Here is a 14395-nt window from a genome sequence, read left to right as displayed (position 1 = left end):
GTGCAACTAAGCTCTGTGCATCCCTTACCGATTGCCGGAGTTGCCCGATGTTGTCCACCCTCAAGCGCCTGACCCTGGCGACCGCCGCCCTGGCCTTCGCCGCCCAGGCGGCCGCCGCCGAGCTGACCCTCGACGTGTACAACCCCGGCGAGGCCGCGATCTTCCCGGTCAGTTCGGTGCTGGTCAGCGGCGCGAAAGACGCGATCCTGGTCGACGCACAGTTCGGCAAAAGCCAGGCCGAACACCTGGTGCAGAAGATCCGCGCCAGCGGCAAACACCTGACGACCATCTACATCAGCCACGGCGACCCGGACTACTACTTCGGCCTCGACACCCTGACCGCCGCATTCCCCGACGCCAAGGTGCTGGCCCCGCAAGCGGTGGTCGACCACATCAACGCCACCGTCGCCGGCAAACTGGCGTTCTGGGGCCCGAAAATGGGCGCCGACAAGCCAGGCAAAACCATCGTGCCGCAGGTGCTCGACGGCCACCGCCTGACGCTTGAAGGGCAACCGCTGGAAGTGATCGGCCTCGACGGCCCGCAGCCGGAACGCAGCTTTGTGTGGGTGCCGTCGATCAAGGCCGTGGTCGGCGGTGTGGTCGTCGCCGACAACATCCACCTGTGGATGGCCGATACTCAGAGCGCGCAGTCCCACAAAGACTGGCTGGCTACCCTGCAACGCATCGCCGAACTGCAGCCGCGCACGGTGGTTCCGGGGCATTTCCTCGGCAACCCGTCGCTGCAATCCGTGGCCTTTACCGCCGACTACATCCAGGCCTTTGACGAAGAAGCCGCCAAGGCCAAGGACTCCGCCGCCCTGATCGCGGCGATGAAAAAGCGTTACCCGACCCTCGCCGACGAAAGTTCGCTGGAACTGAGCGCCAAAGTCGCCAAGGGCGAAATGAAGTGGTGAAGCGTTTCAAACCTTAACCGTACTGGAGAATGTCATGAGCAAGATCGCAATCATTGGGGCCACCGGCCGCGCCGGTAGCCAACTGCTGGAAGAAGCGCTGCGACGCGGGCACAGCGTCACCGCCATCGCGCGCAACACTGACAAGCTCGCCGTGCGTCCTGGCGTCAGCGTCAAACAGGTCGATGCGCTGGATGCCGAGGCCTTGCAACAGGCCATCAGCGGCAGCGATGTGGTGATCAGCGCGGCGCATTTCGCCACCCTGCCCGCCAGCGCGGTGATCGGCCCGGTGAAAAAAGCCGGGGTCAAACGCCTGCTGGTGGTGGGCGGCGCGGGTTCGCTGCTGCTGCCGGGCGGCACTCGGGTGATCGACAGCGAGGGTTTCCCAGAGGCGTACAAGGCTGAAGCCAGTGCCGGCGCGACGTTCCTCGAGGCGTTGCGTCAGGAGCAGGAACTGGATTGGACCTTCCTGTCGCCATCGGCCGAATTCGTTGAAACCGAGCGCACCGGCACCTTCCGCCTGGGCCAGGATGATTTGCTGGTGAGCCGCGAAGGCCGCAGCTGGATCAGCTTCGCCGACTTCGCCATCGCGATGATCGATGAAGTGGAAACAGCGAAGCATTCGCGCCAGCGTTTCACCGTCGGCTACTGAGCCGACACGATCAACCTGTGGGAGCTGGCTTGCCGGTTCCCACAGGTGGATCTTCAGCGTTACGCCTGTTGCGCCTGGTTAACCAACCACTCCATCAACGCGTCAAGCCCGGCGGACGGCTTTGTCCCCGGCGGATACACCAGGTAATAGCCCATCCCCGTCGGCACCCGCAATTCAAACGGCGTCACCAAGCGCCCCGCGCTCACATCCTCGCCAATCAACGCGCTGTCGCCAATCGCCACGCCTGAACCCTGGGACGCCACTGTCATGGCCAGATCCAGCGTCTCGAAATGATGGCCCTGGCTCACATTGCTCAAGCGCGTCTTCGCCGCGTTCAGCCATAACGCCCAGTCCCGCTCGTCCCGCGTGGGGTGCAGCAGCACCTGTTGCTGCAGGTCCGCTGGCGTATTCAACGCGCCCAGCAAGGCCGGCGCGCACACCGGGGTGAGGTGTTCGTCGAACAGATGCCGAGCCTCGGCCGACTGTTCGGCGCTGGGCGCATAGATCACCGCGGCATCGAATTGCTCGCGACGAAAGTCCACGGTGTAGGCCACGGTCGTGGTCAGCTCCACCGGCACATCCGGGCGCTCCCGCTGCCATTGCATCAAGCGCGGCAGCAGCCAGCGCATCACGCAGGTGGAGGCCTTGAGCTGCAAGGTGTCGCGGCGGCGGCCGATCTGCTCCAGCGCGTCACCGATCAGGCCGAAGACCTGCTGCACCCGCAGCGACCACTCGCGGCCTTCTTCGGTCAGGCTCAGGCCCCGTGCCTGGCGCTGGAACAAGGCATAGCCCAAATGGCTTTCCAGCCCGGCGATCTGCCGGCTCACCGCGCCTTGGGTGATGTGCAACTGCGCGGCAGCGTGGGTGAAGTTGCAGCACTGGGCGGTGACCCAAAAGGTGTGCAGCGCGGGCAGCGGCGGGAGGCGTTTCATAGGGCAAGCAGCCATGACGTGAGGACATGGCTAGTATGACTTTTTATCGATTGTTGCCGCTACGGGCCAGCCGGTCCAATACCGCCTCACCTCAACCTGAGAGCGACATGTATGGCGACCTGCGGCGAAGTATTGGTCAAGCTCCTGGAAAGCTACGGCGTGGACCAGGTGTTTGGTATTCCTGGCGTCCACACCGTGGAGTTGTATCGCGGCCTGGCGCGCTCGAACATCCTCCACGTCACCCCGCGCCACGAACAGGGCGCGGGTTTTATGGCCGATGGCTATGCGCGCACCAGCGGCAAGCCCGGCGTGTGTTTGATCATCACCGGCCCCGGCATGACCAACATCACCACGGCCATGGGCCAGGCCTATGCCGACTCGATCCCGATGCTGGTGATCTCCAGCGTGCAGGCGCGCAGCCAGCTGGGCGGCGGGCGCGGCAAGTTGCATGAACTGCCGAACCAAAGCGCGCTGGTCGCCGGCGTGGCGGCGTTCTCCCACACTGTGATGTCGGCAGCAGAATTGCCCGGCGTGCTGGCGCGGGCGTTTGCACTGTTCCAGGCAGGGCGCCCGCGCCCGGTACACATCGAAATCCCGCTGGATGTGCTGGTGGAAAACGCCGATGCGTTGCTCGGCACCTCCCCCATCAGCGTGGCGCGTGCCGGTGCGGCGCCAGTGGCGGTCGCACAGATGAGCCAACGGCTCGCCGCCGCCCAACGCCCGCTGATCCTGGCCGGCGGCGGCGCCATCGAGGCCGCCGCGGCGTTGACCCGCCTGGCCGAAACCCTCGGCGCCCCCGTGGCGCTGACCATCAACGCCAAAGGCCTGCTGCCCGCGGCCCACCCGCTGCTGATCGGCTCGACCCAGTCCCTGCTCGCCACCCGCGCCCTGGTCGCCGAAGCCGATGTGGTGCTGGCGATCGGCACAGAGCTGGCGGAGACCGACTACGACGTGACCTTCGCCGGCGGTTTCGAGATTCCCGGCGCACTGCTGCGCATCGATATCGACCCCGACCAGACCGTGCGCAATTACCCGCCCGAGCTGGCCTTGGTGGCCGACGCGCAGATCGCCGCCGACGCCTTGCTCGCCGAACTCCAGCGCCAACCGCTGGCACCTCGCCACAGTGCCTGGGGCGCCCAGCGCGTCGCCCGCCTGTGGGCCGAATTGACGCCGACCTGGGACGCCGCCACCCGCGCGCAAACCCGCATGCTCCACACCGTGCTGGAGGAACTGCCCGGCGCGGTGCTGGTGGGCGACTCCACACAGCCGGTGTACAGCGGCAACCTGACCCTGAACCTTGACCACCCGCGCCGCTGGTTCAACGCGTCCACCGGCTACGGCACCCTGGGTTATGCCCTGCCCGCGGCCATCGGTGCCTGGTTGGGGCGTGGCGATGGCCAGCCGGTGGTGTGCCTGATCGGCGACGGCGGGCTGCAATTCACCCTGCCGGAACTGGCCAGCGCCGTGGAGGCGCGCACGCCGATCATCGTGCTGCTGTGGAATAACCAGGGCTACGAGGAGATCAAGAAGTACATGGTCAACCGGGCCATCGAACCGGTCGGCGTCGACATTTACACGCCGGACTTCATCGGCGTGGCCACGGCCCTCGGTTGCGCCGCCGAACGCATCCAGGGCCTGGACGCACTGCGCGTGGCCTTGCGTGCCGCCGCGGATCGCCAGGGGCCGACGCTGATTGAAATCGACCAAGAACGTTGGATGCAGGAGGTAGCGGTATGAGTGCGGTCGTAAACGGTGTGTATATCAATGGTGCGTGGCGTGCGGGCCATGACGTGTTGGACGTGATCAACCCGGCCACCGAGGAAATACTCGCCCAGGTCAGCGTCGGCGATGCCCGCGCCGTGACCCAGGCGGTCGACGCCGCCAGCGCGGCGTGTGTCGGCTGGTCGCAGAGCACCGGCCGCGAGCGCGGCGCCCTGCTGCGCAAAGTGGCTCAAGGCGTGAGCGAGCAGCGCGAACCGTTGATGCACATACAGTCGCGCAACAGCGGCAAACCGTTGTTCGAAGCGGGAATCGATGTGGACGACGTCATCGCCACCTTCGAGTACTACGCCGGTCTCGCCGAGGCGCTGGACGCAGAGCAAGACCGCGCGGTGGCGCTGCCCACTGATGCCTTCAGCGCCCGCCTGCGCCGCGAGCCCAGCGGCGTGGTGGGGCTGATCGTGCCGTGGAATTTCCCCATGGTCACCACCGCCTGGAAACTCGCCCCGGCGCTGGCCGCCGGCTGTTGCGTGGTGCTCAAACCGTCGGAAGTGACGCCGCTGGCGGAGTTGCAACTGGCGCAGATCATCGCCGCGGCCGGCTTCCCGGCGGGGGTGTTCAACCTGGTCTGCGGCACCGGCTTGGCCGTGGGCGCCCCGCTGGCGGCGGACCCTCGCGTGGCGAAGATTTCCTTCACCGGCAGCAATGCGGTGGGCGTGCAGGTAATGCAACGCGCCGCCGAAACCGTCAAGGGCGTGAGCCTGGAACTGGGGGGCAAATCCTCGCTGCTGGTGCTGGAAGATGCCGACCTCGACCTGGCGCTTGAGCTGGCCTGTGGAGGTGGCTTTTTCAACGCCGGGCAGATGTGTTCAGCGACCAGTCGTGTGCTGGTGGCTGACAGTCTCGCGGATGAATTCCTACAGCGTTTAACTGCGCGGGCTGAAGGGATTCGCGTCGCCGACCCATTTGCCGACGACGTGGAAATGGGCGCGTTGATCAACCGCGCCCAGTACCAACGGGTGTTGGCGCATATCCAGCGCGGCGTGCAGGACGGTGCCCGCTTGCTGTGCGGCGGTGAGCGCCCGGCGCACTTGGCGAAGGGTTATTTCATTCGCCCCACGCTGTTCACCGACGTGCCGCTGGACAGCACGTTGTGGCGGCAAGAAATCTTCGGCCCGGTGCTGTGTGTACGACGCTTTACCACGGAGGCCGAGGCCATCGCCCTGGCCAACGACAGCGATTTCGGCCTGGTGGCCAGCGTGGTCAGCCGCAACGACGAAACCGCCGAACGCGTGGCCAATGCCTTGCAGGCCGGCATGGTGTGGATCAACGCGCCGCAGGTGATCTTCCCGCAAACGGCGTGGGGCGGTTACAAGCAGAGCAGCATCGGCCGCGAACTGGGCCCTTGGGGGCTGGCGACGTTTCAGGAGATCAAGCATGTAATCCGGTCTAACTGACGACGCAGCCTCCCGATGGAATGTGGACCAATGTGCGGTATTTCAGTTAACTGCATTTTTTAGATAGCCCCTGCGACTTTCTCATTTGCCCCACTACCCCGCCCGTGGCCTGATTCGCCCTTGTTCACTCAAGGCAGGCCCATGGAAAACGTTCACGCAAAACCCACCACCGCCGTATGGCTGATGATCAGCGTCGTGCTGGTCGCGCTTAACCTGCGCCCGTCGATGGCGGCCGTAGGGCCGTTGTTAGCGTCGATTCGCGGCGAGGTGCCGTTGAGTTTCAGCAGCGCGGCGCTGCTGACCATGTTGCCGGTCATGGCCATGGGCCTGGCGATGTTTTTCGGCATGGGCCTGGCCAAGCGCTTCGGCGAACATCGCAGCATTGCGGTGTCGCTGCTGGTGATCGGCGTGGCGACGCTGTCGCGGTTGTTCCTCGATTCGGCGCTGGAGTTGATCGTCAGCGCCATCGCTGCGGGGGTCGGCATCGCGATGATCCAGGCGGTGATGCCGGCGCTGATCAAGTCGCGCTTCAGCGCTGACGTTTCATTGTTCATGGGCTTGTACGTCACGGCGATCATGGGCGGCGCGGCGCTGGCGGCGTCGTTCTCCCCGTTCGTACTGGTGCAGACCGGTAGCTGGCGCATCGGCCTGGCGATCTGGGCGGGGCTGGCCGTGCTCGCCCTGGTGTGCTGGTCCGCCCAGCGTGCGGCGCTGCCGGTTCTGCCCCAGGCAGGTTCTGACAAGCAGGAAGGATTTTTCGGCAACGGCCGCGCCTGGTTGCTGGCGATCTTTTTTGGCCTCGGTACAGCCTCCTACACCTGCGTACTGGCGTGGCTGGCGCCGTACTACGTAGAACAAGGCTGGAGCGAACAGCATGCCGGTTTGCTCCTGGGTTTCCTCACCGCGATGGAAGTCATCTCGGGCCTGGTCACCCCCGCCCTCGCCAACCGCCGCCGGGATAAACGCGGAGCGTTGGCCGTGTTGTTGGTGCTGATCATCCTCGGGTTCTGCGGCCTGATCCTCGCGCCCCAACACCTGAGCCTGCTGTGGCCCTGCCTGCTCGGCCTGGGCATCGGCGGCCTGTTCCCGATGAGTTTGATCCTGTCCCTCGACCACCTCGACCACCCGCGCCGCGCCGGTAGCCTGACGGCGTTCGTGCAAGGCATCGGTTACCTGATTGCCGGCCTGTCGCCGCTGATCGCCGGGATGATCCGCGATCAATTGGGCAGTTTCGAATGGGCATGGTGGTCGCTGGCGACGGTGATCGGGGTGATGCTGCTGATCGTCACGCGCTTCAATCCGAAGCATTACGCAGACCACATCCGCTGACGTCGTGTTGCAAACACTTTTTGTCCCACGCACAACACTGAAATACCCTACAGAGCTTTCTATTGGCACTCCCGTTCCGTTAAGCTTTTGCCCTTGTCGCGCGCTGCCACAGTGCCAAGGCTTACCGGATGGAATGGATGCTAAACAGTAACTTGCTCAGAAAGCTCGATATGCAGGATTTGATGGTGTTTATCGCCGTCTACGACCAGAGCAGCGTTACCGAGGTGTCAGAAACGCTGTTCGTCAGCCAGTCGACCGTGAGCTACAGCTTGAAGAAGCTGCGCACCAGCTTCGAGGATGAGCTGTTCATCAACACGCGGGCGGGTATGCGTCCGACGTACAAGGCCAGCACCATGTACGGCCATGTGCAGAAAATCCTCGAAAGCATCAACCTGTGCCACGCCGGTGGCCAAGCTTTTGACCCCACCCAGAAAGCCGTGACCTTCAACGTGTGCGCCCCGGAGTATTTCGAGCAACTGATCCTGCCGCGCCTGTTGAAACACTTCGACCGCGCGAACCTGCCGGTGATCGTCAATGTGCGCAAGCTGGAAACCGAGATCCCTGCCGACGACCTGCGCGAAGGCCGCCTCGACCTGGTGATTTGCTTTGGCCCGCACTTTCACCGCGCGCATAAAGACTTCAAGACCCAGATGTTGCTGGAAGATGATCTGGTGTGTGTCTTCGACAAGCGTGCGGCGCCCCGCGAGGCGGCGTTCAGCCTGCAGTCGTTCGTCGAGCGGCGCCACGTGTTTCCCACGCCGTGGACCTCCGACACCAACATGGTCGACGGCTGGCTGGCGCGTCAGGCCCACAAGCGCCAGGTGGTCGCACGGGCCAACAGCTATGGCGCGGCGTTGAAGATGATCACCGGCACCGACTTCATCGTGACCCTGCCCCGCCGCGTCCACAAACTGCTGGCCCCGGCGTCGGTGTTCGGCCACTGCGAGGCGCCCCACGGGTTGCCGGGGTTCACCCTGGATATGCAGTGGAACGAAACCAGTGAACAGGACAGCGCCAACACCTGGTTCAGGGAGCAGGTGGTCAAAGTCTGCGCTGAACAGGGATTACTCTGACCTTACGCATCGACGGTTGTGGTGGATGGAAGCGCTTAGCCGATCGCGACCTTACTGTAGGAATCGCGATCGATATCCAGCAATTCGACACTCAGTTGCACCTGCACACCTTCCGGCCATGGCCCAAGTTCCTGCACCACGGCCAGCAGGCTTTCTGACAGCTGCTTCTTGACCTGCGCCGAGCGTCCACTGAGCAACGCCAGGCGCACGGCGACAAAACCCCGCGGGTTCATGCCAGTGCCCACGCGAAAACTCTCGACCTTGAGTGAACGGCTCTTGATATCCAGCTCGGCGCCAAACTGACCGGAGGCCACCAATGCATGGTTCAGACGCAACAGGGCCTTGTCGGTGTCCAGTTGCGTCAGGTTGGCGGTGTATTCCAGGTGCAGGTGTGGCATGGGAGTCTCCGAAGTATCGATAGGAAGATTCCTAGATATACCACGGATAAAAGCATCAGACCTTTTTCGCCAGCCCGCGGTCGCTCATGAACGCCTCCAGCCGCGAACGCACCCAGCGCTCGGCCGGATCAGTGTCCACATGGCTGAGCCAGACCATGGACAGATCCAGGGTCGGCGTCTCGAATGGGTAGGGCTCACAAAACAGATTGCCCGACAGCGTCATGGCTTCGGCGGTGTAGTCCGGCAGGCTGGCGATCAGGTCGGTGCCGGCCAGCAGCGCCGGCAGCGCGCTGTATTGCGGCACCGACAGCACCACATGGCGCTTGCGCCCGATTTCCGCCAGCCACTCATCGGCAAACCCGGATACGTTGGCGGTGTGGGACACCAGCACATGGGGCCGCGCACAATATTCATCGAGGGTCAGCGGCCGGTCGGACGCGTCGGCGCGCAGCAAGCGCGGGTGGATATGGCGCAGCAACTTGCGCTTGGCATTCGCCGGCAGGCCACGGGTCTGGGTGATGCCGACGGTGATATCACCGGATGCCAGCAGATCGGGAATCCGCCAGTAATCCACATGCTGCACCACGAACACCACCATCGGCGCTTCCTGGCGCAAGGCGCGCAACAACGGCGGCAACAGGCCGAACTCGACGTCATCGGACAGGCCGATCCGGAAGGTCATGGTGCTGACGGACGGGTCGAAATCGTGGGTCAGGCTCAGGGCCGATGAAAGAGAGTCCAGGGCCGGCGACAGGTGCCGGATGATTTCCTCGGCCCGCGCGGTAGGTTCCATGCGGTGGCCGACGCGAATGAACAGCGGATCGTTGAACAAGGTGCGTAACCGGTTGAGCGCCGAACTGATGGTCGGCTGGCCGAGAAACAACTTCTCCGCCACCCGCGTCACATTGCGCTCGAGCATCAGTGCCTCGAAGACCACCATCAGGTTGATGTCGGCCTTGCGTAATTCATTGCGATTCATCGGCACCTGCCCTTTCCCCACGACAAGCCGCAGTTTAGAAAGCCCGAGGGGCTGCGTCTATGCGCGCACTGTTCATTGGGCGGCTTTACGACTATATATTCAGCTCTTCACGGTCGCAGGAACACTATCGTGCTGGTTATTCTCGCCGCGGCCTTCCTCCTGGCCGGGTTCTGCATCTGGGTCATCCAGTTTATCGCGCACCCCACCGCCCGCACGTTGCTGCGGGTATTCGTCGGCCTGTGCCTGGCGGCGGTGGTGGCGTACCTGGTCTTGGCGTCGGGTTATCCTATTTCGTTGCTGGTCTCATAACGACCCGAGGGGCCGGCGCCTGTTCCTGGCCCTGGCGCAAACGCAGCGCGGCCAACGCCGCGACCACCAGCACCACGGCAATCACCTTCAGGCCATTCATCGCGTTGCCGGTACTCATCTCAATCATGCCCATCACCGACGGCCCGACAAACCCGCCCAACAGCCCGCAGGCATTGACGAAACCCAGCCCGCCCGCCAAGGCGACGCCCTTGAGACGCGAGGCCGGGTAGAGGAACACAATCGACTGCACCACAAAAAACATCACTGCCGACAGACAAAAGCCCAGCAGGCTGAACACCGGCCCCGACACCGACGCGATGCCCAACCCCAGCGCCATGGTCAGCAACCCGGTGATCAACAGGCGCCGCGCGCGGGTGGGTGTGGTCGCAAAACGCGGCAGCCACACTGCGCCCAAGGCGGCGGCGATCCAGGGCAGCGAGGTCAGCAACCCCACGCTCATGGTGCTCAATTCACCGTATTTGCTGATGATGCTCGGCAGGAAAAAGATCACCGTGTAGACCGTGATCTGATGGCAAAAATACACAAAGATCGCCAGCAGGATCTGCGGGGTCAGCCAGTTTTTCAACGCGTGGCCGCCCTCCCCGGCGCCTTCCTCGGTTTCCTGGGCAATGCGCTGTTCGATACCCTGCGCTTCCGCCGCCGTCAGCCACGGCGCCTGGCTCGGGCGGTCCGGCAACTTGCGCCACACCACCCAGGCGAACGCCACCGCCGGCAAGCCTTCGAGCAGGAACATCCACTGCCAGCCATGCCAGCCAAGCAGCCCGTCCAGGCGCATCAACGCCGCGCCCACCGGGCCACCGATGATGTTGGCAAAGCACACACCGAGCAGGAAATAGCCGGTAGCCCGTGCGCGTTGTTCGCGGTTGAACCAGTAGGTCAGATAGAGCATGACCCCGGGAAACAGGCCCGCTTCAGCGATGCCCAGCAGCAAGCGCAATACGTAAAACGAGGTCTCGCCCTGCACAAACGCCATGGCCGCCGAGATCAGGCCCCAAGTCACCATGATCCGCGCGATCCAGAAGCGCGCGCCGACTTTGTGCATGATCAGGTTGCTGGGGATTTCCGACAGTGCATACGTGAGGAAGAACAAGCCCGCGCCCAGCCCGTAGGCCGCGGCGGAGATGCCCAGGTCGACGTCCAGGTGGTGCTTGGCCAGGGCGATGTTGGTGCGGTCCAGAAAGCTCAGGATGTAGGCGATGATCAACAAGGGCATCAACTTGGCGAACATCAATTTGTTCAGCACCTGCGGTTCGCGGGCCTGGGTGGCGGTAGTCATCGGGCAGTTCCTCTTGGCGCCCCGCCAGCGCGGCTGGGGGGCGCATCAATGTTGTTCTAGGGTTCGAGTTGCACAACCAACGCCTGCGGGCGATGGGAAAACAGTTGCAGCAGCGCGCCGCCCAGGGCGCAGCCGGCCATCACGAAAAAGCACACGGTGTAGCCATGCAGCGTGGTCCAGCCGCCGCCCATCGCGATCAGGCTGCCCATCAACACCGGCGCCAGGCCGCCGCCGATGAACATCGCGGTGGTGATGATGCCGTTGGCCGTGGAGGTGGCCGACGGCTCGGCCGAGTCGCAGGCCACCGCGTAGTAGATCGGCCAGACCGCATTGGCGACCAGGCCGAACAGCAACTGCACGACGATGATCAGGGTCAGGGTGCTGGCGAAGTAGAACGCGCCGACACTGGCGGCCATCCACAGCCCGCAGATGATCAGGGTGGTACGGCGGCCGATGATGTCCGACAACGACGGCCACACCAGTTGCCCGAGAATCCCGGTCAGGGTGAACACCACGCTCATCCCCGCCGACTGCGCCAGCGACAGCCCGACGATGTTGTAGAGGTAGGCCGGCAACACGATATTCACGCCCATGTACACCACCTGCGTGAGCAGGGTGTTCCCCGCCGTCAGCGCGATATTGCGGTTGCGCAGGGTGGCGACAAAGGTGCGCCAGGCGTCGCCCTTGATCTGGCTGGCCGGGGCATTGTCCGGTGGCGTCATGCCTTTGGCGGCGATGTCGACGTACAGCGCGGTGATGCGTTCGGCCGTGGAATACCGCGCCCAGAAGATCATCAGCGGCAAGGCCACCACGAAGGCGAAGAAGAACACGTAGCGCCAGTTGTCCTCGCCGAAGGTGCTGATCACAAAGCTGGCGACGATGCCGCTGAGCATCGCGCCGATCGGGTAACCGGTGTGGTGCGCGCCGAGGGCAAAACCGCGGCGTTCCACCGGCCACCATTCGGCGGTGTTGCTCACGCCCACCGGTTCGCCCCAGCCCGCGCCGAGGTTGACCCCGACACGCAGGGCGATAAACGTCGCGAGGTTGCCGCTCAACGCCTTGAACCCGGACAGAAACGAGATCGCCGTGTAGCCCAGCACCAACGGCACCTGGAACCGCGCGCGCTTCCAGCCGCCGCCGTAGCGGTCGCTCCACATCGAACCCGGGATATCCAGCAGGGCCAGGGCGAGCATGATCACCGTGGCCACGGTGCCCCACTGATCGGCGGACAAATCGAAATGCTTGGAGATGGTCGGCCCCAGGCGCAACACGATCTCACGGTCGTAGGCGTTGAGAATCCAGATCATCCAGCAAACCAGCAGCGACACCCAGGAATGCCGGTGAATGCTGCGCAGCGACGCTTTTTTTAAAGTAGCCATGGGCCTCTCCAGGCGCGCGAAGGCGCGCACTGACACAAGGTTGCGAAGGAATGTTGCTGATCGAACACACGCGCTAGCTGGCGAACCGTCGCTCGGCTATTCCTTGCACGCCCAACCCGGTAATGGCGAACAGCGCGCCGCGCTGCTGGCCGTCGTGCGGAAAACGCGGCAGCGGCGGCTTGGCCATGGAGGTCACAAACAGGGTGTCGAGGTTCGGCCCGCCGAAGGTCAGGCTGGTGACCTTCTTCACCGGCATTTGGATGACCCGGTCGACGTGGCCATCGGGGGTGTAACGCACCAGCTTCCCGGCATAGACCAGGGCCTGCCACAGGCAACCTTCGGCGTCCACGGTGCAACCGTCCGCGGCGCCGCCACCCGAGGTGTCGACCTTGGCGAAGGTGCGCCGGTTGCTGACATTGCCGCTGGCGAGGTCGTAGTCATAGGCCCAGATCTCGCCCGACCAGGTGTCGCAAAAGTACAAGGTGTCCCCGGACGGGCTCCAGCACGGGCCATTGGAGACGATGATGCCTTCGTCCAGGGTGTGCAGGCGCAGGTCCGGGTCCAGGCGGTAGAGTCTGGCGCTGGCGCGGTCTTCCTGGGTGTCCATGGAACCGAAGACAAAGCGGCCCTGGCGGTCGACCTTGCCGTCGTTGAGACGGTTGTTCGGCAGGTGCGGTTCAGGGTCTTCGATCAGCGCCAGTTCGCCACTGGCCAGGTCCAGAGTGTGTACGCCATTCTGCAAGGCGACGATGGCCGCCGCGCCGTTGTGGCGCAGGGCCATGGAGCCGATTTTCTGGCCCACGTCCCAGGCACGCAGTTCGCGGCCGTCGTCGGTGCAACGCAGGATGCGGCCGTCGGCGCTGTCGATCCAATACAGCCGCTGTTGTTCGACGTCCCACACCGGGCCTTCGCCCAGGGTGGTCTTGACGTCCACAAGCACTTCGATACGCATGGTGTGATCCCCTTATTGTTGTTGTGCGGGATTCGGGCCGCGCCAGCACGCGGCCGTGTCGTCGGTTAGAAATTGACCTGGTCGCGCCCCTTGAGCCCGAGGATGTCCCGCGCTTCATCCGGCGTGGCGACGCGATGGCCGAGGGCTTCGATCACGCTGCGAATGCGCCGTACCTGATCGGCGTTCGAAGCGGCCAATTTGCCCGGCCCGTCCCACAACGAATCTTCCAGGCCGACCCGGGCATGGCTGCCCATAGACAGGCCCATGGTCGCCAGCGGAATTTGCCCACGCCCGGCACCGAGGATCGACCACACATAATCGTCGCCAAACAGGCGATCGGCGGTACGACGCATGTGCGCCAGGTCTTCCGGGTGCCCGCCGATGCCACCGCGCAGGCCGAACACCGATTGGATGAACAGCGGCGGCTTGAGCAGGCCACGTTCCAGGAAGTGCGCGGCGGTGTAGAGGTGGCCGATGTCGTAGCACTCGATCTCAAAACGGGTGCGGTTCTCGGCGCAGGAATTGAGGATGTGGGCAATGTCGCGGAAGGTGTTGCGAAAGATCCGGTCGTCACTCTCTTCCAGGTATGGACGCTCCCAGTCGTGCTTGAACTCGGTAAAGCGGTTGAGCATTTCGTACAGGCCGAAGTTCATCGAGCCCATGTTCAGCGAGGCCAATTCCGGCTTGAACTGCATCACCGGCTGTAGGCGTTCTTCCACGCCCATGGTCGGCGCGCCGCCGGTGGTGATGTTGATCACCACGTCGCTGGCGGCCTTGATCTGCGGCAGGAATTCAGCAAACAACGCCGGGTCCTGGCTGGGGCGGCCGTCGTTGGGGTCACGGGCATGCAAGTGAACAATCGCCGCGCCGGCTTCGGCGGCGCCGATGGCGGCGGCGGCAATTTCCTCGGCAGTGATGGGCAAATGCGGCGACATCGACGGCGTATGGATGGCACCGGTCACGGCACAGGTAATGATCACAGGACGTTTTTTGGACATGACGATTCTC

14 protein-coding genes are annotated in these 14395 nt (G+C 64.1%); 7 read left to right on the top strand and 7 right to left on the bottom strand.

The genetic code is table 11. The features are described from left to right. Positions 1-47 precede the first annotated feature (47 nt). Together TU80_RS17365 and TU80_RS17360 are read left to right on the top strand one after the other, a co-directional pair. Entirely contained in the window at positions 48-914 is an 867-nt protein-coding gene (locus TU80_RS17365; protein ID WP_046384342.1) for an MBL fold metallo-hydrolase, read from the top strand. Between the two features lie 34 nt (positions 915-948). Next, entirely contained in the window at positions 949-1563 is a 615-nt protein-coding gene (locus TU80_RS17360) for an NAD(P)-dependent oxidoreductase (RefSeq protein WP_057004990.1), read from the top strand. Between the two features lie 59 nt (positions 1564-1622). Here TU80_RS17360 and TU80_RS17355 read toward each other — a convergent pair whose 3' ends face one another. Beyond that, positions 1623-2495: a LysR substrate-binding domain-containing protein gene (locus TU80_RS17355; protein ID WP_057004989.1), complete on the bottom strand. Its 873-nt coding sequence runs from the start codon at positions 2493-2495 to the stop codon at positions 1623-1625. A 111-nt stretch (positions 2496-2606) separates the two neighbouring features. Here TU80_RS17355 and TU80_RS17350 point away from each other — a divergent pair, with 111 nt between their 5' ends. From TU80_RS17350 to TU80_RS17335, 4 genes are all read left to right on the top strand, one after another. Continuing rightward, the gene (locus TU80_RS17350; RefSeq protein WP_057004988.1) at positions 2607-4232 is read left to right on the top strand and encodes a 5-guanidino-2-oxopentanoate decarboxylase; all 1626 of its coding nucleotides are present in this window, start codon (positions 2607-2609) and stop codon (positions 4230-4232) included. Next, entirely contained in the window at positions 4229-5671 is a 1443-nt protein-coding gene (locus TU80_RS17345; RefSeq protein ID WP_057004987.1) for an aldehyde dehydrogenase family protein, read from the top strand. The genes TU80_RS17350 and TU80_RS17345 overlap by 4 nt, the downstream gene beginning before the upstream one ends. Before the next feature lie 141 nt (positions 5672-5812). Beyond that, a complete protein-coding gene (locus TU80_RS17340; RefSeq protein WP_057004986.1) occupies positions 5813-7000 on the top strand; it encodes a cyanate transporter in 1188 nt (395 codons plus the stop codon). A 137-nt stretch (positions 7001-7137) separates the two neighbouring features. Continuing rightward, positions 7138-8073 (top strand): LysR family transcriptional regulator, encoded by a 936-nt coding sequence (locus TU80_RS17335; RefSeq protein WP_032804835.1) that lies wholly within the window; start codon positions 7138-7140, stop codon positions 8071-8073. Positions 8074-8108: 35 nt separating this feature from the next. Here the strand turns inward: TU80_RS17335 and TU80_RS17330 are convergent, their stop codons facing one another. Both TU80_RS17330 and TU80_RS17325 read right to left on the bottom strand, forming a co-directional pair. After that, complete coding sequence (locus tag TU80_RS17330) at positions 8109-8471, bottom strand: 5-carboxymethyl-2-hydroxymuconate Delta-isomerase (RefSeq protein WP_017848726.1); 363 nt, start codon at positions 8469-8471, stop codon at positions 8109-8111. A gap of 55 nt (positions 8472-8526) precedes the next feature. Beyond that, on the bottom strand, positions 8527-9450 hold the full coding sequence (locus TU80_RS17325) for a LysR substrate-binding domain-containing protein (protein WP_046384347.1): 924 nt from the start codon (positions 9448-9450) through the stop codon (positions 8527-8529). 129 nt (positions 9451-9579) lie between these two features. On the opposite strand from TU80_RS17325, the gene TU80_RS17320 reads away from it, so the two are divergent. Then, a complete protein-coding gene (locus tag TU80_RS17320; protein ID WP_017848724.1) occupies positions 9580-9759 on the top strand; it encodes a hypothetical protein in 180 nt (59 codons plus the stop codon). Here TU80_RS17320 and TU80_RS17315 read toward each other — a convergent pair. The 4 genes from TU80_RS17315 to kce form a co-directional block, all read right to left on the bottom strand. Next, positions 9737-11056: an MFS transporter gene (locus TU80_RS17315; RefSeq protein ID WP_057004985.1), complete on the bottom strand. Its 1320-nt coding sequence runs from the start codon at positions 11054-11056 to the stop codon at positions 9737-9739. The genes TU80_RS17320 and TU80_RS17315 overlap by 23 nt on opposite strands. A gap of 56 nt (positions 11057-11112) precedes the next feature. Then, entirely contained in the window at positions 11113-12435 is a 1323-nt protein-coding gene (locus TU80_RS17310) for an MFS transporter (RefSeq protein ID WP_017848722.1), read from the bottom strand. Between the two features lie 73 nt (positions 12436-12508). Then, positions 12509-13387 carry an SMP-30/gluconolactonase/LRE family protein gene (locus TU80_RS17305; RefSeq protein ID WP_046384350.1) on the bottom strand — a complete coding sequence of 293 codons (879 nt, stop codon included), beginning with the start codon at positions 13385-13387 and terminating at the stop codon, positions 12509-12511. A 65-nt stretch (positions 13388-13452) separates the two neighbouring features. After that, a complete protein-coding gene (gene kce, locus TU80_RS17300) occupies positions 13453-14385 on the bottom strand; it encodes a 3,5-dioxohexanoate:acetyl-CoA acetone transferase (RefSeq protein WP_017848720.1) in 933 nt (310 codons plus the stop codon). Positions 14386-14395: the final 10 nt, after the last annotated feature.

It is taken from the genome of Pseudomonas veronii, assembly GCF_001439695.1.
Lineage (GTDB): Bacteria > Pseudomonadota > Gammaproteobacteria > Pseudomonadales > Pseudomonadaceae > Aquipseudomonas > Aquipseudomonas veronii.
The sequence above is the reverse complement of the archived record's forward strand: the minus strand, read 5'-3'. Positions and strand labels throughout refer to the sequence as shown.

Coding starts and splice junctions, on each gene's coding strand:
- TU80_RS17365 (WP_046384342.1), top strand. CDS start 48: ATGTTGTCCACCCTCAAGCGCCTGACCCTGGCGACCGCCGCCCTGGCC.
- TU80_RS17360 (WP_057004990.1), top strand. CDS start 949: ATGAGCAAGATCGCAATCATTGGGGCCACCGGCCGCGCCGGTAGCCAA.
- TU80_RS17355 (WP_057004989.1), bottom strand. CDS start 2,495: ATGAAACGCCTCCCGCCGCTGCCCGCGCTGCACACCTTTTGGGTCACC.
- TU80_RS17350 (WP_057004988.1), top strand. CDS start 2,607: ATGGCGACCTGCGGCGAAGTATTGGTCAAGCTCCTGGAAAGCTACGGC.
- TU80_RS17345 (WP_057004987.1), top strand. CDS start 4,229: ATGAGTGCGGTCGTAAACGGTGTGTATATCAATGGTGCGTGGCGTGCG.
- TU80_RS17340 (WP_057004986.1), top strand. CDS start 5,813: ATGGAAAACGTTCACGCAAAACCCACCACCGCCGTATGGCTGATGATC.
- TU80_RS17335 (WP_032804835.1), top strand. CDS start 7,138: ATGCTAAACAGTAACTTGCTCAGAAAGCTCGATATGCAGGATTTGATG.
- TU80_RS17330 (WP_017848726.1), bottom strand. CDS start 8,471: ATGCCACACCTGCACCTGGAATACACCGCCAACCTGACGCAACTGGAC.
- TU80_RS17325 (WP_046384347.1), bottom strand. CDS start 9,450: ATGAATCGCAATGAATTACGCAAGGCCGACATCAACCTGATGGTGGTC.
- TU80_RS17315 (WP_057004985.1), bottom strand. CDS start 11,056: ATGACTACCGCCACCCAGGCCCGCGAACCGCAGGTGCTGAACAAATTG.
- TU80_RS17310 (WP_017848722.1), bottom strand. CDS start 12,435: ATGGCTACTTTAAAAAAAGCGTCGCTGCGCAGCATTCACCGGCATTCC.
- TU80_RS17305 (WP_046384350.1), bottom strand. CDS start 13,387: ATGCGTATCGAAGTGCTTGTGGACGTCAAGACCACCCTGGGCGAAGGC.
- kce (WP_017848720.1), bottom strand. CDS start 14,385: ATGTCCAAAAAACGTCCTGTGATCATTACCTGTGCCGTGACCGGTGCC.